Origin of the sequence: Labrys sedimenti (assembly GCF_034424805.1) — a bacterium.
GTDB classification, from domain to species: Bacteria; Pseudomonadota; Alphaproteobacteria; order Rhizobiales; family Labraceae; genus Labrys; species Labrys sedimenti.
Map to the genome: position 1 here is coordinate 355,879 of NZ_JAXOUF010000002.1, position 18,798 is coordinate 374,676.

Here is an 18,798-nt window from a genome sequence, read left to right on the forward strand (position 1 = left end):
CGGACATCTCAGCGACATGCATTCATGTCGCTGAGATGTCCGCGCTCCCAGAAATTACAGCCCCTTCGGTTTCGGCCCTCCGGTCGCCCAATCCAGCAGTTCCACCGTGTGCACGATCGGCGTCGTCGTTCCCTGCGCCAGCTGCGTCATGCAGCCGATATTGCCGGCGGCGATGATGTCGGGCCTGGTAGCGGCGATATTGCCGAGCTTGCGCTCGCGCAGGCGCTCCGAGATCTCGGGCTGCAGCATGTTGTAGGTTCCGGCCGAACCGCAGCACAGATGGGCTTCCGCCGCCTCCTTCACCACGAAGCCGGCGCGCTTGAGCAGGGTCTTGGGCGCTGTCTTGATCTGCTGGCCGTGCTGCAGCGAGCAGGCGGCGTGATAGGTGACGGCCTGGCCCGTTGTCACCGTCACCGGCAGCGGCTGCAGGGTCTCCAGATATTCGCTGATGTCCTTGGCGATGGCGGAGACGGCGGCGGCCTTGTCGGCGTAGGCGGGATCGCCGCGCAGCATGAAGCCGTAATCCTTGATGGTGGTGCCGCAGCCCGACGTGGTGATCAGGATGGCATCGAGCCCTTTTGCCATTTCCGCCGTCCAGGCGTCGATATTGGCCTTGGCATAGGCGAGTGCGGCATCCTCCTTGCCCATATGATGGACGAGTGCGCCGCAGCAGCCTTCGCCCTTGGGCAGCACAACCTCGATGCCATGGCGATTGAGCAGGCGGATGGCGGCCTCGTTGATGCCGGGGGCCAGCTCCGCCTGGGCGCAGCCGGTCAGCAGGGCGATGCGGCCCTTCCTGGCCGTCTTCGGTGCGAAGCTGCCGGGGCGCGTGGCTGTTGAGGCTGATGGCAGGGAGGCGGGTGCAAGCGCCAGCATGGCGGCAAGGCGCTTGCCCTGGGGCAGCCGCGCCGCCAGGCCTGCGAAGGGGCGGCCGAGCCGCGCCAGCGCCATGCCCCAGCGAAAGGCTCGCCGATTGGGCAGGACCTTGGCCATCAGCGTGCGCAGCAGGGCCTCGCTGGCCGGGCGGCGATAGGTCTTGTCGATATGGGCTCGGGCATGGTCGACCAGATGCATGTAATTGACGCCCGAGGGGCAGGTCGTCATGCAGGACAGGCAGGACAGGCAGCGGTCGACATGCTTGACCACCTCGGGGGTGGCCGGCTTGCCGCCTTCCAGCATGTCCTTGATCAGGTAGATGCGCCCGCGCGGGGAATCGAGCTCGTCGCCGAGCAGCACATAGGTCGGGCAGGTGGCGGTACAGAAGCCGCAATGCACGCAGGTGCGCAGGATCTGCTCCGATTCCTTCATATGCGGGTCGGCGAGCTGGGCCGGGGAGAAATTCGTCTGCATGGTCAGCCTCCCAGGCGCCCGGTATTGAGGATGTTGGCGGGGTCGAAGGCCTGCTTCACCCTGGCACTCAGAGCGGCGAGCGGCCCCTCCTGCGCACCGAAATGAAAGGAACCGGCCCGGAAATCGGCGCTGGCCTTGATCAGCATGGCATGACCGCCCTCGGCCTTGGTGGCCGAGACGATCGCCTTGGCGAATTCTGCCGTCTCGGGTGCCAGCAGCCAGATCAGGCCGCCGCCCCAATCGTAGAACAGCCTGATCTCGCCGAGCCAGCGCAGCGAGGCGCCCAGGGCGGCGGCCTTGGAAGGCGCCACTGAGAGACGCCAGATCATGCCGTCCTGCTGGGCCAGCGGCGCGACGTCGGCGATGTCGAACCAGAAGCTGCGGCAATCCTGCTGCCCGAGCACGGCATGGTCGCCGAAGCGCTTGAGCAGGCTGCCGAGCTGTTCCTGCCGATAGGCGATCGAGCTTTCGAAATTTTCCAGCCGCAGCACCGTCAGGGCCGTGCCGGAGGCAAGATCGGCCGGCACATGCGCGGCCGCCGAAACCTCGAAGGGACTGCCGAGGCCCGCGGACATCAGGGCGACGGCCTGGCCATCGTCGAGGCCCTGCCAGACCAGGCTGGTGCTGGCCTCGGGCTTGGGCAGCACCTTGAAGATCGCCTCGGTCAGGATGCCGAGCGTGCCCCAGGAGCCCGCCATCAGCTTGGTCAGGTCGTATCCGGTGACGTTCTTCATCACCCGTCCGCCATTCTTGATGGTCTCGCCCTTGCCGTTGACGAAGCGCACGCCGATCAGGCTGTCGCGGCAGGCCCCGGTAACGATCCGGCGAGGCCCTGAAAGATTGGCGGCGACCAGGCCGCCGACCGTGGGCTCGTGCGGAGCGGTATCGAGCAGTCGCCGCCAGTCGCCCGGCTCGAAGGGCAGCATCTGGCCGCGGGCGTCGAGGGTTGCGGTAAGCTCCGCCAGAGAGGTGCCGGCCCGAGCACCGATCACCATCTCGGCCGGTTCATAGAGCGTGATGCCGGTGAGGCCCCGCGTCTCCAGGGTGGCGGTGGCGGCCACGGGCCTGCCGATGCCCGCCTTCGAGCCGCCGCCGGTCACGGCGAGGGGAATCTTGTTCCGGAAGGCTTCGGCGACGATGCCGGCCATTTCCGCCTCGCTGGTGGGGGAGAACACCGTCATGCCGCCCAGCCTCCCGGACGCATGTCGAGCGGGAAGACCTTGGCCGGATTGAGCAGCCATTTCGGATCGAAGGCGAGCTTGAGGTCGCGCTGCTGGTGGAGGTCGGTCTCGTTGAACTGCTCGCGCATCAAATCGCGCTTCTCGATGCCGACACCGTGCTCGCCGGTCAGGCAGCCGCCGGCCTCCACGCACAGGCGCAGGATGTCGAAGCCGCAGGCCTCGGCTTTCTCGCGCTGATCGGCATCGTTGACATTGTAGAGCACCAAAGGATGTAGATTGCCGTCGCCGGCATGGAAGACATTGGCGACGCGCAGTCCGTGGGCCTCCGTGATCTCATCGATGCGCTTGAGCACCATCGGCAGCTGGCCGGTCGGGATGGTGCCGTCCATGCAGATATAGTCGGCGATGCGGCCGGTGGCGCCGAAGGCGGATTTCCGCCCCTTCCAGATCGCCGCGCTTTCGGCTTCCGATTTCGAGATCTTGATGGTGGTGGCGCCATGCTGGCGCGCCATGGTGGAGATCAGGCCGAGCAGCCGGTCGATCTCGGCATCCGAGCCCTCGACCTCGATGATCAGCATGGCGCCCGCATCGAGCGGATAGCCGGCATGGGCGAAGCCCTCGGTGATCTCGATGGCGAGCTTGTCCATATATTCGATGGCGACGGGGATGATGCCCGAGGCGATGATGGCGGCGACGCAGCGCCCCGCTTCCTCCGGCGTGGCGAAGCCCACCAGCATGGGGCGGGCGCCTTCGGCCATCGGCAGGATGCGCACCACCGCCTCGGTGACGATACCGAACTGGCCCTCCGAGCCGATGACGATGCCGAGCAGGTCATAGCCGTCGGCATCCATGGCGTCGCCGCCGATGTCGAGGATCTCGCCCGCCATGGTCACCAGCCTGACGCCGAGGATGTTGTTGGTGGTGACGCCATATTTCAGGCAGTGGGCGCCACCCGAATTCATGGCGATGTTGCCGGCGATGGTGCAGGCGAGCTGGCTGGAGGGATCGGGTGCGTAGAAGAAGCTCTCATGCGCTACGGCGCCGGAAATGCCGAGATTGGTGATGCCGGCCTGCACGCGCGCCAGCCGGTCCTCGAAACGCAGCTCCAGCACCTTGCTCATCTTGGACAGGCCGACGACCACGGCATCCGCCTGGGGCAGGGCCCCGCCGGCAAGCGAGGTGCCGGCACCGCGCGGGATGACGGGAACGCCCTCCTGGTTGAGGAATTTCAGGATCGCGGCGACTTCCTCGGTGGTCTCGGGCAGCACCACGGCGAGCGGCACCGCGCGATAGGCGGTGAAGGCGTCCGTCTCATAGGCGCGGCGCTCGTCCTCGCTGACGATCAGGTTCGCCGCAGGCACCAGCCCGGCCAACCCGTCGACGATCGCCTGCCGCCGCGCCAGGATGGCCGGATCGGGCGGCGGCATCGGAATGCCGGTGGTCGATGGGGTGCCTTCAGGCATGGTCGGTTTCCTCCTGCAGCGCCGAATCCGGCACCGCGCCGATGCATTCAGCCGTACCAGAGCAAAGCGCGTTCAAGCGTGAACGCTTATTTGCTCTAACTCCTTGTTCCAACGCGTCTTTGCGATTCGAAGTGCCTCCTTCAAATCACAAAACGCTATAGCGGCCATTTTTACGGCCTCAAGGTAGTAATCATGCATGTCCTATTGAATTTTTGCCGCCATTATCGCGCGAGCCGCATGAAATTTCGATAGACAATGGCGGCGTTGGCCTCGAAGCCCTCGGCATGGGCGGCGATGTCGGCCTGCAGACGTTCCATGGCGCCTTCGCCATTGCTGCGCTCCAGGGCGGTCTTGTATTCGGGCACGCAGCCCCATTGCTGCACGGCGGCGTTTTCGGCCTCGACATGATATTGCATGCCCCAGGCGCGCGGCGCGGCACGGATGGCCTGGACCGGGCAGAGGGGCGAGGAGGCCAGCACTTCGGCGCCCTCGGGTGGCTGGGCCACGCGTACAGAATGCCATTGCAAGGCCCGAAAGCGCGGCGCGAGGCCCTCGAACAGCGGGTCCGCCTGGCCGGCTTGCGTCACATCGACATCGAAGACGCCGACTTCGGAAGGAATCTGCGGCCCGCAGGTGCCGCCGAGCGCATCGGCGAGCAATTGGTGGCCGAGGCAGATGCCGAGATAGGGCTTGCCCAGTTCGCGCACCCAACGGCGGATGACGCGCTTTTCCTCCACCAGCCAGGGAAACGGGTCGACGTCCCAGACATCCATGGCGCCGCCCATGACCCAGAGCGCATCATACGGATCGAGCGTGGGGATGGTGCCGCCTTCGTCGAGTTCGACCGCGTCCCATTCGACGCCATCGCGGGCGAAGAAGGAGCGGAAAATGCCGGGATGCTCGGAAGCGAGATGCTGGAGGACGAGGATGCGCATGGCAGGATGAACGCCGTCGATAATCGAATGGTCAGACCATCCGACAGGCAATCACCGCTTCGTGCAAGCCCTATCGTCGCCCGCAAACTCTCATCCGGCCGGCAGGGGACCCGAAACGGGCGCGGTGCGTCGCCGCAGGCCGAGCCAGAAGGCACCGCCGATCAGAATGGCGAGTCCGCCGAAGGTCGCCAGGCTCGGCGGATGTGCAGGCACCTCGCTCCAGCGCGGCGACACCACGTCGGCGGTGTTGAACGCCTCGCCGCTGAAGCGGCAGAGTACCAGCGCAGCATTGTTCCTGGCCATGTCGAGCCCGACCTTGTCGACGAGGGCGCGCACCTCCGCGCGGTCTCCACGCGTCTGCCTGAGGTCGAGAAGCAGGGCCTGCGTGCCGGCGAGATAGGCATGGCTGCATTCGTTGAAGGGGCTTTCCTCGTCCTTCAGGCTGCCCGGCACCAGGCCGCGGAAGCAGAAGAAATACTGCCAGTCGACGAAGGCGCGCAGCCGGCGCGCGGTTTCGTCGAGGCCGGTCTGGCGATCGGCCACGGCGAGAATCGCGGCCATATTGTCGGCGATGACGGCCATCTGGCCGTGGGTGAGATTGGGAATGGGGATCCCGGCCCCGCTCCCGTCGCCGCCGGAGGACTGGCGATGGGCGTCGGCGGAGGTCACGAACAGCACCGCCAGCAGCAGGGCGCCGATCAGACGACAGGCGAAACCAGCCCCTCCGCTCCTTGCGCTGATGCCCGGCATTCCAGCCCCGCCTTTGCTCGATCCTGCCCACGGATATCCGTTTGGGAAGGCAAAGCGCGGCGCGGGCGCTCTGTCAAGCCGGCTCGATCATGCCGAACAGGCTGACGAGCCCCAGCACACCCATACCGAGCAGGAGTTCCAGGCAGGTCAGGCTGGCCAGCAGCCGCAGGGTCTCGGTGCGGGCGAGGTGGATCCGGGGCACGAGCCAATAGCGGTTGGCCGACGCGGTGGCGATCATTGCAGCGACCAGTCCGATTTTGGCTGCGAGCAGCGCCTGATAGGGCGAAGACCAATCAGCCGGCAGGTGCCCGAGCACGAAGGCCGTGTTGGCGATGCCGGTGACGACCACGAGCGAGACGGCGACGTGGCCGGCGGTCGAGAAGCGGCGCAATGCCCGGCCGGCGCTGGCAGAGGGAGGCGCCCCTCCGAGCATGGCCAGGCAGGGCAGAAGCGGGATAAGGGCGCCGAGCCACGCGCCGGCGGCCAGCAGGTGAAGCATGTGATTGCCCCTCTGCAGAAAGCCGGGCCAGCCGCTGAGCATGGCGGCATGGCCGGTCAGGGCTAGGCTGGCGAGCAGTAGGCCTGAACAGCAGGCGATAGCCGGCAGGCGACGTTCGCCGAGAAGGAACGCTGCCGGCAGGCACACCGCGAAGGCCAGCCGCCATTGCCAGGCCCGGCCGAAGCTGCTGTCGGCCAGCACCGAGGCCAGCAGGGACGGATCGAGCGTATCGGCCCAGCCATCGCCGATCTCGCCGGTCTTCAGCATGAGCCAGGCCAGCGTGGTCGCGGCGGCGAGGCCTGCCGCCGCCGTCAGCAAAAATCTCACCCGCGCCTCGAGCCGGCCGGCCAGTTCCTTCGGCGCCAGCACGGCGAGAAAGGCACTGGCGCCGAACAGGACCATCGCGGCGGCATAATGCAGGAAGCGACAGGCCTGGAGGGCGGTTTCGAGATTCATCAGGGCTTCACGTCGAAGGAATAGCTGCCCTTCACCTTGTGGCCGTCCTTGGAGAGAACGTGCCACTGCACCGTGTATTTGCCCGGCGCGAGCTTGGCGGCGACCGGCACGGAGAGGCTGGCCTCGTCATTGCCGGCATGGGCGGCATCGCCGGTCGCGATAGCCTTCTGGTCGGGGCCTGTCAGGCTGACGCCCGAGAATTTGAGATCGACGCCTTCGCTGAAATGCAGCTCCAGCGTTGCGGGCGCCGCGACCGCGCTGTCGCCGGCCGGGGCCGAGGATTTCAGATGGGCATGGGCGAGGGCCGCGCCGGTCGCTCCGAGGCCGAGGGCCGCGGCGAGTATGAGGGACGAGACCTTGCGGGTGACGGACATGATTGGAACCTTCATGGATTGCTCCGCCCGGAACGGCGGAAGGAAAGGAAGTGGCGTTGGTCGGCCAGGGCGGGGTGGCCGCCTCGAATCCGGGGCGCTCGCCGGTCAGGCGAAGGCGCGGCGCAGAGGCGGCACGGTGCGGATGACGAGGAGATCCAGCGCCACCATCGCGACGATGGCAAGGCCGGTAATCGGGAAGGCGAGGCCAACGGCGATGGCGACGATCCACAGGCCGCGATAGATGCCGGGATCGCTGGGATAGGGCGGCACGCCCAGCTTGCCGCTCGGGCGGCGTTTCCACCACATCATCACGCCGGAAACGCTGGCGAGGATGATGGCCAGGCAGGTCGCCAGCATCACGAGCTGGTTGGCAAGGCCCCATTGCTGGCCCTGATGCACGTTGATGCCGAATTCGATCGCCTTGGCGATGCCGCCGAAATCCTCGAATTTGAGGTCGACGATCGGTTTGCCCGAATATTGGTCGATATGGATGGTGCGCTCCTTGGCGAGTTCGTCCGGGAAGATCGCCGCGGTGTAGACGCCGTTTTCTTCGGTCGGCAGCGCCATTTCGAAGCCGGGTGCGATGCCGAGATCGCGAGCGACGGTGACGGCGCGGTCGAGCCCGATCGCATGGGTATAGGGCTGGGCCGATTGGGGCACCGGCGAATTCTCCACCGTCCAGCCTGCCTTGCTGACGACGTCCTGCAGCGGCACGGTGGAACTCGGCGTCTCGTCCCAGAGCTGGGTCGGGTAGCCAAGGCCCGCCTGGGTCGCGAAGCCGTTGAGCTGCTTGCCCCAGAAACCGGCCCAGGGCAGGCCGCTCGCCGCCAGGAAGAAGATCACCAACCCGGCGAAGGCGCCGGTGACGGCATGAAGGTCGCGCCACCACACCCGCCGTGCCGGCGTGCCGCGGACAGTCACCACGCCGCCGCTCTGGCCGCGCGGCCACCACAGATAGATCCCCGTCATCACCAGGATCAGAGCAAAGCCGCCGATGGCCTCGATCAGCCGGTTGGTGAAGGTGCCGAACAGTTCGAGGCTGTGGATCTTCTTGATCAGCCACATCGGCTCGCGGTCGGCGCGCAGCGTATCCAGCACGGCGCCGCTATAGGGGTCGAGGTAGACGTAATGTTTGCCGCTGTCGTCCTTGTAGGTGACCTTGGCCGAGGATGTGGCGTCGACGGGTTCGGCATAGGCGGTTGCGGCGGCCTCGGGCCGGCCGTCGAGGGCCCTGTCCACCAGCTCTTCCGGCGACAAGGCCGGCGTGCCGGGATTGGCGACGATGGTGCGATAGGCAAAGAGCGTGTGGTTGATCTCGTCCTTGAACAGATAGAGCGAGCCGGTGACGGCCAGCAGGATCATGAAGGGGACGCAGAGCAGGCCGGCATAGAAATGCCAGCGCCAGATCGCGCGCTGCAGCGACAGGCGCGTGGGCGGAGCGACCGCAAGGGTTTCCGCGCCGTGGGAGATGGTCATGGCTGTGTCCTGAATTGCCCTCCGCCCGCGCGCGCAGGGATGCGCGTGCAGCGTTAGGCCGAAAACAAAAGAGAGGTTGTTCTCAGGTCATGCCACCGGCGGACCGCGCGGCTGGGCGGCCGCGCGATGGAGGGAAGGAGGAATGCGGGTATCCGCCGTCCGGTTGGCGAGAGCCACCGCGACGGCCAGGCGCCGCGGCAGGTCGATACCGGAAGGCGCGGCAGGCCCGCCGAAGCCGGGGCAGAGGATGCAGCACTCGGCCTCATGGCCACGATGGTCTGCGGGCGGGCCCGATCCTGCATCGGTGATGCCCATGCCGTTGCCAGCGCAGACGATTTCGAGCGCGGCGAGGTTGCGGTCGAGCGTGTCGGCCCGCAATTGCGGCGCCATCAGCACGCCCATCAGCAGGGTGTTGACGAGCAGCGCATAGACGGCGAGGGCCGTGATGGCGGCCTTCGTGATGTCCCTGCCTATGCGCGAAACGTGCACCGTCGCTGGTTCCTGATGGGTCTTATGGAAGCGCGCCCGGTGGAAGCCGGCGCGATGATCATCTTGTCATTGCCGGGCTGGGCCCGGCAAGAAACAACATTGTCGCGATTTTGGACCTGCCGATGCGATCGGTCCGGAAAGCGGCAGGCCTGTTTGTCAATCCCGCAGCGCCGGCAGGTCCTTGTAGAGGGCCAGCGCCTCGGGGTTGGCCAGGGCCTCCTGGTTCTTGACGCTGCGGCCGGCGACGATGTCGCGCACGGCAAGCTCGGTGATCTTGCCGGACTTGGTGCGCGGGATGTCGGCGACGGCGATGATCTTGGCCGGCGCGTGGCGCGGCGAGGCGCCGGTGCGGATCTGGCGCTTGATGCGATCGACGAGGGTGTCGTCCAGCGCCACGCCCTCGCGCAGGCGTACGAACAGCACGATGCGTACGTCGCCCTGCCAGTCCTGGCCGATGGCGAGCGATTCCAGCACATCCGGGATCTTCTCGACCTGGGCGTAGAGCTCGGCGGTTCCGATGCGCACCCCGCCTGGATTGAGTGTGGCGTCGGAGCGGCCATGGATGACCAGCCCGCCATGGCGGGTCCATTCGGCGAAGTCGCCATGGTGCCAGACATTGTCGAAGCGCTCGAAATAGGCGGCCCGGTATTTGTGGCCGCCTTCATCGTTCCAGAACTTTACCGGCATGGAGGGGAAGGGCCGGGTGCACACCAGTTCACCCTTCTCCTCGCGCACGCTCTGGCCCTCGTCGTTCCAGACGTCGACCGCCATGCCGAGGCCCGCTGCCTGGATCTCGCCCGACCAGACGGGCGAAGTGGGGTCGCCCAGCACGAAGCAGGACACGATATCGGTGCCGCCGGAGATGGAGGCAAGGTGGAGATCGGCCTTCACGTCTTCATAGACCCAGCGGAAGCCTTCCGGCGACAAAGGCGAACCGGTCGAGGTCATCAGCCTGAGCGCGCTGAGATCATGGCTCTCGCGCGGCGTCAGCCCGGCCTTGTGGGCCGCATCGATATATTTGGCCGAGGTGCCGAACATCACGCCCTTTTCGCGGGTGACGAAATCGAACAGCACGCCGGCTTCAGGATGGAAGGGCGAGCCGTCGAACAGCAGCAGCGTCTCGCCATTGGCGAGGCCTGCGACCAGCCAGTTCCACATCATCCAGCCGCAGGTGGTGAAGTAGAAGCTGCGCTCGCCCGGTCTGAGATCGCATTGCAGGCGGTGTTCCTTGACCAGCTGCAAGAGCGTGCCGCCGGCGCCATGCACGATGCATTTGGGAACGCCGGTGGTGCCGGAGGAATAGAGGATGAACAAGGGCTGGTTGAAGGGGAGAGCCTCGAATGCCACCGGCTTGGCCCGATAGGGCGCGGTGAGAATGGCCAGCGTCGTGCCTTCCGGGATCTTGGCCGCCACCGCCTCGGCCTCGCCGAGATAGGGTACGACCACCGTCTTGCAGCCGAGCTCGGCGGCGATGGCGATCACCTTGGGACCGTTGTCGATGCGCTTGCCGGCATACCAGTAGCCGTCGATGGCGAAGAAAAGCTTGGGCGCGATCTGGCCGAAGCGGTCGAGTACGCCGCGCTCGCCGAAATCGGGCGAGCAAGAGGAGAAGATCGCGCCGATCGAGGCTGCTGCCAGCATGATCGCCACCGTCTCGGGCCGGTTCGGCATCATGGCGGCAACGCGGTCGCCCACCTGCACGCCCTCGGCCCGCATCGCCTGCTGCAGCCGGGAGACGAGGTCGGTGAGCTCGCGCCAGCTCAAGGTGAGGCTGGCCTTGTCCTCACCCTGGAAGATCAGGGCGGGCTCGTCGTCGCTGCGCGGCAGCAGGTTCTCCGCGAAGTTCAGCTTGGCGTCCGGAAAGAAGCGGGCCTCGAGCATGTCGTCGAGATCGCTGGCGAGACGCTCGCCTTTCTCGCCCTTGATGCCGCTGTCATCCCAGATCAGGTTCCAGAAATCGGCAGCGCTTTCGACCGACCAGCGGTGCAGGTCGCGATAGGTCTTGAGGGAAAGGCCGTGCCGGGCGTTCGCAGCCGCGATGAAGGCTGCAACCTGCGTCCCAGCGACACGCGCGGGCGAGGGGATCCACAAGGGCTTGTCATCGGCCGGCTCGGCAGACCCCTTGGTGGCCTCCGCCGGCGCCTCGCCGGACGCGGGGTTCTTGCGGTCCTTGGCGGTCTTGCCGGCGGTTTCCTTGGCAGTGGCTTGGGCAGTGGTTTCCTTGGCCATGTCCTGGGCTGTTTCCCTTTGCTTCGGCGCTTCCCTTTGCAGAGTTTCCGGCATTGCCGCATCGCTCTTCGCAACTGCAGTATGACGATTTCGCGCTCTAAGGAAGAGGGTAATGCACCAACGCGTCTCAACCGGGATCTGCGCTTCGGTTCGTAAGCGGCCGGTCATCCGGACGATTGCGGCCCCTTGGAAAGGCCGAAGCCTTTGCCGGCGCTCTGCTATAAGACCGTCTCGTGCGTGAGGGAGCGGGGGTGATGGAGATCTGGACGGAACTCGACAGCCTGGTGACGGCGAATGGCGACCAGATCGCCTTGCGCCGGCGCGGCGATCTCTTCGACATCCGCTTCAACGGCTGGGAACTGATGTCGAACCAGGATCCCCGCTCGGAGATCGTACTGGCCGAGACCGTCTGCCGCCATCTTGATACAGCAGCGCCGCGCATCCTGATCGGCGGCCTCGGCATGGGCTATACGCTGAGGGCGACGCTCGATGCCGCCGGTCCGCAGGCGCGCATTCTCGTCAGCGAACTCCTGCCCGAGATCGTCGCCTGGAACCGGGGCGTGCTCGCCCCGCTCGCCGGCCACCCGCTTGCCGACCCGCGCGTCGAGGTCCGCACTGGCAGCGTTGCCGAGATCATCGCCGCAGAGCCCGGCGGCTTCGACGCCATCCTGCTCGATACCGACAATGGCCCCGATTATGTCGTGCACGCGCCGAACCACTGGCTCTATTCGGGCAAGGGAATTGCCCGCATCGCCGGCGCTCTCGCGCCAGGTGGCGTTGCCGGCCTGTGGTCGGCCACCCAATCGGAAGCCTTCGAGGCCAATCTGATTGCCTCGGGGCTGCCCTGGCGGCGCGAACGAGTATCGCTGGGGGAGCCGGGACAGGAGCCGTTTCATATGGTCTATCTGATCGGGGGCCCCGCAGGATAACAGCCGAGGGATTTCACGGAAGGTTGGGCGCCGGCCTCTTGCGGCTTTCTTAACCGTGATGGTCCATGATAGGGGACTGGAGGCACGCGATTGTATCGTACCCGTCAGGGCTGGCGACCGCCGCTTTTCCCCCATGGCGGCTTTGCCACAACCAAGCCTCGCTTTTACCATGATGGACTGCCATTTATAATGGATCGAGTTTGTGATTCAGCTCCGTCGCCCGGGCGCATGGCAGAGGTCACCAACCACCTTTTGATCGAGCGAGGCGCGGAAACGGCATGAAGCGTATTGGGCTATCCCTGGCCGCTATCGCCGCTGCGCTCATCGCACTGGTGCTTACCGTGCCATGGCTGACGCCGGAAAGCGTGCTGCGCGATACCTTCACCCGTGAGATCGTCGCCCTGACCGGCCGCACGCCTGTCATCGAGGGGCAGGTGCATCTGGCCTGGGCGCCGCTGCCGACGCTGATGATCGAGAAGGTCACCATTCCCGCCGCCGAAGGCCTGCCGCCGCTGCTGGTGGCCGACAAGATGCAGGGCACGCTGCGCCTGACGTCTCTGGTGATCGGGCGCATCGAGATCTCGGGCCTGATGCTCAAGCGCGCCAGCATCGGCCTCACCGCGGGCAAGAATGGTATTCGCTCGTGGGACTTCAAGGAGGGCGTGCTGGCCGAGGCCGCAGCCGGGCGCTTCGACAAGCCGATGCCGGTCAAGACCATCCGGCTCATCGATGGCACCATCCGTTATGACGACAGCGCGCTCGGCCGGGCCACCTCCGTTTCGGTCGACGACGTCACGTTTGCCTGGGCCGGTCGCAGCGACGCGATGTCGGCGGCCGGCGTGATCAATTGGCGCAACCGCGAGGCCGAGATTGCCGTCGCACTCGCCGATCCCGCCAGCCTGATCGCAGGCGGCAAGTCGGACATGCGGGCGCGCATCAAGGGCGATACGCTCAACCTCGCCGCCAGCGGCACGCTGGATGGGGCGGGGCGGCTGGACGGCAAGGTCTCGGCCAGCGGCACTTCGCTGCGCGACACGCTGCGCTGGTTCGGATTTGGCCTGCCGGCCGGGCGCAGCCTTGCCGCCTATGACCTGCAATCGCCTCTTACGCTCGATCACAGTGCCATTTCCCTCAACGAGGTGCAGCTCTCGCTCGACGGCAACGAGGCCGAAGGCTCGCTCACTGTCGAATTCGGCAAGGAGCGTCCCAAGGTCAGCGGCACGCTTGCCGCCGATGCGCTCGACCTCAGCGCCTATTCCAATGAACTCCAGCTTGCCGATGGCCGGCCACGTAAATGGCGTGCCGATCATATCAGCATCAACAGCCTGCTGGTCAGCGACCTCGATCTGCGCATCTCGGCTGGCGAAACTACCATCAACAAGGTCCGTCTCGGCCGTGCCGCGGCAACCGTTTCCACCCGCAACGGTCAGCTCGAACTCGCCCTCAGCGAGGCCGTCGCCTATGGCGGCACGCTCAAGGGCAATATCGCGCTCAAGCCTTCCGACAAGATGACCGAACTCGCCGCGGCCGCCAGCTTCGAAGGCGTCGACATGGGCAGCGCACTCGGCGATCTCTTCGGTTTCCGGCGTCTGGAAGGAACCGGCACGGGGACGATAACCGTAAGCGGCACCGGTGCTTCGATCGCCGATCTGTCGCGCTCGCTGCAGGGGAGAGCCGATATCAGCGTTGCCGGCGGCTCCCTGGTCGGCATCGATCTCGCCAGCCTGATGCAGAAGATCAAACGGCGACCGCTCGCGGCGCGTTTCGAATCTTCCTATGGCGGCCGCACCACCTTCGACCTCGCCAAGGCTGGCTTCAAGATCACGGACGGCATGGCCAAGACCGCCGACTGCCGCATGGAGAACGGATCCCTTTCGGTTTCGCTGACCGGGGATGCCAATATCGCCCTGCGCAGCCTCGACATGGCCGGGGTCGCCAATTGGAATGACTCCGATGTCGCCAATCCCTTTCGGCTTCCCTTCCGCGTTTATGGGGGCTGGGAGGTCCCGGTGATCGAGCCCGATACCGAGGCCTTGATCCGTCAATCGGGTGCCGCCGCGCCGCTGCTGCGCAGCTTCATCCAGCCGGGCCGTGACGTCACGCAGGACACCGGCAAGGCTCCGCCGGCCTCGGCGGCGCAGTAGGGCGGTTTAGCGTCCGCTTTCGCCGGCCTGCGAGCGTTCCAGCACGGCAAAGAAGATCACCGTGAGAGCGAGCACGATCACCAGGAGCACGAAGGCTGCCGCCGCTCCCTCATTGAGCGACAGGCCGAGAAAGGCCCGGCGATAGGCGAAGAAGCTCAGCACCTCCGTGGCATTGCCGGGGCCGCCTTTTGTGAGCACATAGGGCAGGTCATAGGTGCGGAATTCGTTGATCAGCTGGATGATGACGGTGATGGCCGCCACCGGCCGCAGCATCGGCAGGGTGATATAGAAGAATTGCTGCCAGGCCCGCGCGCCGTCGACCTCGGCAGCCTCGTAGGGGTCGCGCGGCAGGGCGGCGAGGCCAGCGGCCAGGATCAGCACAACGAAGGACATCTGCTGCCAGATGTCGATGGCCGCCATCGTCCACAACGCCATGCCCGGCGTGCCCAGCCAGTCGAGCCGGGGCAGGCCGAAGCTCTCCATCAGATGGTTGGCGATGCCGAGATTGGGCTGCAGCAGCATGCGCCAGATCAGGGCGACCGAGATCGGCGACATTGCCATCGGGATGGTGAGGATGGCGAAGTAGACGGGCTTCATGTGCACGGTGCGGTTGAGCATCAGGGCGATGCCGAGGCCAATAACGAACTCGCCGATCACGGTGATGGCCGAATAGCGTACCGTAAGCCAGAGGGCATTCCAGAACAGCGGATCGGCCAGCATCGACGCGAAGTTCTTGAAGCCGACCAGGGGCATCAGGCTGGGCTTGATCAGCGTCATCGACGAGATCGACAGGATGCAGGCATAGACCAGCGGAAAGCCCATCACGATGGCGAGCAGCAGGAGGCCCGGCAGGGCGAAAGCCCATCCGATCCGCCATTCCCGGCTGCGTCCTGCCAATCCCATCACGCTCATCTGTTGCACCGCTGGTTTCTAGGGCAGAACCGGCGCGGCCCGAAGACCGCGCCGGGGCAAATTCACTTGTCGAGCAGTTGCTGCAAGCCGTCCGAGGCTGCCTTCAGCGCCGCCTCGGAGGCCGCCTGGCCGCCGGCAGCGAGCGAGAGCTGCGTGCCGAGCACGTCTTCGTACTGGGCCGAATAGGTGAAGATCGGGAAGGACTTGCCGCTCGCCACCACGGATTCGGCCGTCGCGTAGAAGGGGTACTTCTTCAGCACTTCGGCATCCTTGTAGACGTCGGAGCGCACGGGTGCGTGGCCCTGCAAGGCGCGCTTCACCGAGATCTCCTTGCTCTGTACCCACTGGATGAAGGTCCAGGCCGCTTCCTGCTCTTCCGGCGTGGTGTTCTTGGGAATGCCCCAGCCCCAGCCGCCGCTCTCGCCATGGCCGCCGGGCATCACCGCAAGGCCGACCTTGCCGGCGACCGTCGGGCATTTGGCGGCATCGTCCATTTGCGGCAGCATCCACCAATAGGTCACCATGGAGAAGGCGGCGCCCGAGCACATCAGCCGCATGGTGTCGTCGAGCGTGGCCGAGGTCGCGCCCTGCTGGGCGCCGTTCTGGATGTTGTCGACATAGAGGTCGAGCGCCTTCTTGGCCTCCGGCGTGTTCAGAGAGGCCTTGCCGGAGGCGTCGCGATAGGCACCGCCCGCCGAGAACAGGTAGTTGGAGAATTCCATGCTGTTGGGATCGCCGCGCTGGCCCTGCATCGCCGCGCCGGCGACCTTGGCGTTGGCCTTCATGAATTTGGAGATCGCGACATAATCCTCCAGCGAGGTGGGCAGAGCGAGTTCCTTGCCGGTGGCACTCTTATAGGCAGCCTTCAGCTTCTCGTCGGCGAGAAGGTCCTTCCGATAGAGCAGGCCCATCGAATAATTGTACATCGGCACTAGGTTGAGCTTGTCCTGGCTGCCGCCGAGCAGCTCGATGGTGGAGGGGATGAAGGCTCCGAGGTCGTATTTGCTCTTCTCGGCCAGGGGCTTGAGATCCAACAGCCAGTTCGCCGCCGGGAACTCGCCGGCCCAGAGGAAGTCGACTTCGAGCAGATTGTAATAGCTTTGCGGCCCCGTGAGCTGGGCGACCAGCTTGTCGTGCATGTCGGGATAGCCGATCTTCTCGAACTCGACCTTGATGCCGGTCTTCTGCTCGAATTCCGGCAGCAGTGCCTCGATGATCTTGGTCTCCGGCACGTCCTCCATCAAAGCGCGCAAGGTGACCGTCTCGGCGGCGGCCGACGACAGCGATGCCCCCAGCAGCATCGCCGTGCCGGCAGCCGCCAGCAGGGTTCTTTTCAAGCGGTTCTCGTTCCAGATCATGGCTCTATCCCTCTCTCATAATGCGCGGCTTTGTCGCCGCTCTACGTATTGCCAGCCTATTTGACGCTGCCGAAGGTCAGTCCCTGGACGATGAAGCGCTGGATGAAGCGCGAGGCGACCACCAAAGGCAGGATGGCGAGGATGACGCCGGCCGAGACCTTGGCGATCTGCACGCCGTTGGAGGTCTGCAGCGCGGCGAGCGCCACCGGTATGGTTGCCGTGGTCGGGCCGCTCAGCACCAGGGCGAACAGGAATTCGTTCCAGGCCAGGATGAAGCCGAGCACGCCGGCGGCGGCGATGCCGGGCAGCGACACCGGCAGCACGATGCGCCAGAACGCGCCCCAGGCCGTGGCGCCGTCGGTCATGGCGGCCCATTCGAGATCGATCGGTATGCCTTCGAAGAAACCCATCAGGATCCAGGTCAGGAAGGGCAGGTTGAGGGCGGCATAGACGATGATCAGCCCAGTCAGCGAGTTGGAGAGTTCCAGGCTGCGGAACAGCGTGAAGGTCGGCAGCACCAGCGCCACCGGCGGCAGCATCTGGGTGGCCAGTACGATGAAACGCGCCCAGCGCCCGCCGGTGCGGAAGCGGGCGAAGGCATAGCCGGTGGTTGCTGCGAAGGGCAGGGCGACCAGCACCGAGCCGAGGGCAACGACCAGGCTGTTGAGATAGGAGCCGCCGAAGCGGCTGGAGATCAGCGCGGCGTAGTTCTCGGTGGTGAAGGCAGGCATCAGCTCGCTGCTGTAGGAAAGCTGCTCGGGCAGGAAGCTGGTCCGGAGCACCCAGAGCGGGGGCAGCAGGATGAGGGCGCAGACGAGGCAGAGGCCGAAATGCAGGCCGAAGCGCCGGCGGAAGGGGATGGTCTCGCTGTCGCTGCGCATCGTCGTCAGGCTCCTCCCGTCAGCGCCGGTCTGGCGATCACCTGCTCGGTTTCGGGATCGAACAGGTGCATCGGCAGCGCGTCGACATAGAGCTCGACGGTCGAACCGATCGGCGCCGTGAACTTCCGCCCGAGCCTCGCAGCAATCTCCAGCGGCTTGTCGCCGGTGCCGCCTGCGCCCGCGATCTGGCCTATCAGGATGTTCTCGGCGCCGAGGGCCTCGATGGCGACGACGCGGATCGCGATTTTCTGCCAGTCGGGATGCTGCGGGGTTTCGTAGAAGTCCTCGGCCCGGATGCCGAGGATAACCCGCCGCCCGGCCCGGCCGCCATAGGCGTGGTTATGGCGGGCCGGCACGCTCAGCCTTGCACCGGCATCCGTCACCACCGCGAGGCTTTCGGCGGGCGCGGCTTCGAGCCTGGCCGGGATCAGGTTCATCGGCGGCGTCGCCAGGAAGCGGGCAACGAAGGTGTTGGCCGGATTGGCATAGACCTCGAGCGGTCGCCCAGCCTGGACCAGGCGGCCCTCGCGCATGATGCAGATGCGATCGCCCATCGTCATTGCCTCGACCTGGTCATGGGTGACATGCACGATGGTGCGGCCGAGGCGGCGATGGAGCTTGATGAGTTCGAGTCTCATCTCGGCCCGAAGCTGGGCATCGAGGTTGGAGAGCGGCTCGTCGAGCAGGAAGGCGGCGGGCTCGCGCACGATGGCCCGTCCCAAGGCGACGCGCTGGCGCTGGCCGCCCGACAGCGCCGCCGGCTTGCGGCCGAGCAGGTTCTGCAGGCCGAGCAACTGTGCGGCATCGGCGATCTTGGCATCGATGGTGGAGGCGTCGACGCCGCGCATCTTCAGGCCGAAGGCCATGTTCTGGCGCACGCTCATATGCGGATAGAGGGCGTAGCTCTGGAACACCACGGCGATGTTGCGGTCGCGCGGGGCGACGCTGGTCATGCTCTTGCCGCCGATACGCAGCTCGCCGGAGGAAATGCCTTCGAGCCCGGCAATCATGCGCAGCGTGGTCGATTTCCCGCAGCCTGAAGGGCCGAGAAAAATGACGAACTCGCCGTCCGGGATGGTCAGGTCGACGTCGCGCACGCCATAGGCGCCATTGGCGTAGAGCTTGGAAACGTGGTCGAGTTCGATGGACGCCATGGTGCTTCCTAGCGCGCTGGCAGAGAGGCGAGCGTCGAAATGTGGAAAAGAACAGAATCAAACATGATCAATAACGGTTTCCATCGCCAGTGTTCAGTTTCCCCATGGCGGACCAACTCGTCATCCCTCCGCATGATTACGACAATTCTGATAAGAATGGCAATAATCACTAAAAAAGAGGCGGATATGGTCTCTATTTTTTGGGTCGGACTCAAATG

At 65.8% G+C, this 18,798-nt stretch carries 16 protein-coding genes; 2 read left to right on the top strand and 14 right to left on the bottom strand.

What is annotated here, in order from left to right:
* Window positions 1-54: 54 nt before the first annotated feature.
* The 10 genes from glcF to U1R88_RS08160 all read right to left on the bottom strand — a co-directional run bounded on the left by glcF (window position 55) and on the right by U1R88_RS08160 (window position 11,202).
* On the bottom strand, window positions 55-1,350 hold the full coding sequence (gene glcF / locus U1R88_RS08115; protein ID WP_322430789.1) for a glycolate oxidase subunit GlcF: 1,296 nt from the start codon (window positions 1,348-1,350) through the stop codon (window positions 55-57).
* Between the two features lie 2 nt (window positions 1,351-1,352).
* Window positions 1,353-2,531 carry a glycolate oxidase subunit GlcE gene (gene glcE / locus U1R88_RS08120; RefSeq protein WP_322430790.1) on the bottom strand — a complete coding sequence of 393 codons (1,179 nt, stop codon included), beginning with the start codon at window positions 2,529-2,531 and terminating at the stop codon, window positions 1,353-1,355.
* Window positions 2,528-3,994, bottom strand: a complete 1,467-nt coding sequence (locus tag U1R88_RS08125) for an FAD-linked oxidase C-terminal domain-containing protein (RefSeq protein ID WP_322430791.1) — start codon at window positions 3,992-3,994, stop codon at window positions 2,528-2,530. Before U1R88_RS08125 ends, glcE begins: the two co-directional genes overlap by 4 nt.
* Window positions 3,995-4,215: 221 nt before the next feature.
* The gene (locus tag U1R88_RS08130) at window positions 4,216-4,929 is read right to left on the bottom strand and encodes a type 1 glutamine amidotransferase (protein WP_322430792.1); all 714 of its coding nucleotides are present in this window, start codon (window positions 4,927-4,929) and stop codon (window positions 4,216-4,218) included.
* Between the two features lie 90 nt (window positions 4,930-5,019).
* Window positions 5,020-5,679: a hypothetical protein gene (locus U1R88_RS08135; RefSeq protein WP_322430793.1), complete on the bottom strand. Its 660-nt coding sequence runs from the start codon at window positions 5,677-5,679 to the stop codon at window positions 5,020-5,022.
* Between the two features lie 73 nt (window positions 5,680-5,752).
* A complete protein-coding gene (gene copD, locus U1R88_RS08140) occupies window positions 5,753-6,634 on the bottom strand; it encodes a copper homeostasis membrane protein CopD (protein ID WP_322430794.1) in 882 nt (293 codons plus the stop codon).
* Window positions 6,634-7,023 (bottom strand): copper homeostasis periplasmic binding protein CopC, encoded by a 390-nt coding sequence (gene copC / locus U1R88_RS08145; protein ID WP_322430795.1) that lies wholly within the window; start codon window positions 7,021-7,023, stop codon window positions 6,634-6,636. The genes copD and copC overlap by 1 nt, the downstream gene beginning before the upstream one ends.
* A gap of 90 nt (window positions 7,024-7,113) precedes the next feature.
* A complete protein-coding gene (locus tag U1R88_RS08150) occupies window positions 7,114-8,484 on the bottom strand; it encodes a PepSY-associated TM helix domain-containing protein (protein ID WP_322430796.1) in 1,371 nt (456 codons plus the stop codon).
* Between the two features lie 87 nt (window positions 8,485-8,571).
* Complete coding sequence (locus U1R88_RS08155; RefSeq protein WP_068286580.1) at window positions 8,572-8,973, bottom strand: DUF2946 family protein; 402 nt, start codon at window positions 8,971-8,973, stop codon at window positions 8,572-8,574.
* Between the two features lie 156 nt (window positions 8,974-9,129).
* The gene (locus tag U1R88_RS08160) at window positions 9,130-11,202 is read right to left on the bottom strand and encodes an acetoacetate--CoA ligase (RefSeq protein ID WP_322430797.1); all 2,073 of its coding nucleotides are present in this window, start codon (window positions 11,200-11,202) and stop codon (window positions 9,130-9,132) included.
* Between the two features lie 254 nt (window positions 11,203-11,456).
* Here U1R88_RS08160 and U1R88_RS08165 point away from each other — a divergent pair, with 254 nt between their 5' ends.
* Window positions 11,457-12,131: a polyamine aminopropyltransferase gene (locus tag U1R88_RS08165; protein ID WP_322430798.1), complete on the top strand. Its 675-nt coding sequence runs from the start codon at window positions 11,457-11,459 to the stop codon at window positions 12,129-12,131.
* A 278-nt stretch (window positions 12,132-12,409) separates the two neighbouring features.
* Window positions 12,410-14,275 (top strand): AsmA family protein, encoded by a 1,866-nt coding sequence (locus tag U1R88_RS08170; RefSeq protein WP_322430799.1) that lies wholly within the window; start codon window positions 12,410-12,412, stop codon window positions 14,273-14,275.
* Window positions 14,276-14,281: 6 nt separating this feature from the next.
* Here U1R88_RS08170 and U1R88_RS08175 read toward each other — a convergent pair whose 3' ends face one another.
* From U1R88_RS08175 to U1R88_RS08190, 4 genes are all read right to left on the bottom strand, one after another.
* Window positions 14,282-15,187 carry a carbohydrate ABC transporter permease gene (locus tag U1R88_RS08175; protein ID WP_322431355.1) on the bottom strand — a complete coding sequence of 302 codons (906 nt, stop codon included), beginning with the start codon at window positions 15,185-15,187 and terminating at the stop codon, window positions 14,282-14,284.
* Between the two features lie 62 nt (window positions 15,188-15,249).
* Window positions 15,250-16,545: an ABC transporter substrate-binding protein gene (locus U1R88_RS08180; RefSeq protein ID WP_322430800.1), complete on the bottom strand. Its 1,296-nt coding sequence runs from the start codon at window positions 16,543-16,545 to the stop codon at window positions 15,250-15,252.
* Between the two features lie 56 nt (window positions 16,546-16,601).
* Window positions 16,602-17,426 (bottom strand): carbohydrate ABC transporter permease, encoded by an 825-nt coding sequence (locus U1R88_RS08185; RefSeq protein ID WP_322430801.1) that lies wholly within the window; start codon window positions 17,424-17,426, stop codon window positions 16,602-16,604.
* Between the two features lie 5 nt (window positions 17,427-17,431).
* Window positions 17,432-18,580, bottom strand: coding sequence for an ABC transporter ATP-binding protein (locus U1R88_RS08190; protein ID WP_322430802.1), 1,149 nt, complete (start codon window positions 18,578-18,580; stop codon window positions 17,432-17,434).
* Between the last annotated feature and the right edge of the window lie 218 nt (window positions 18,581-18,798).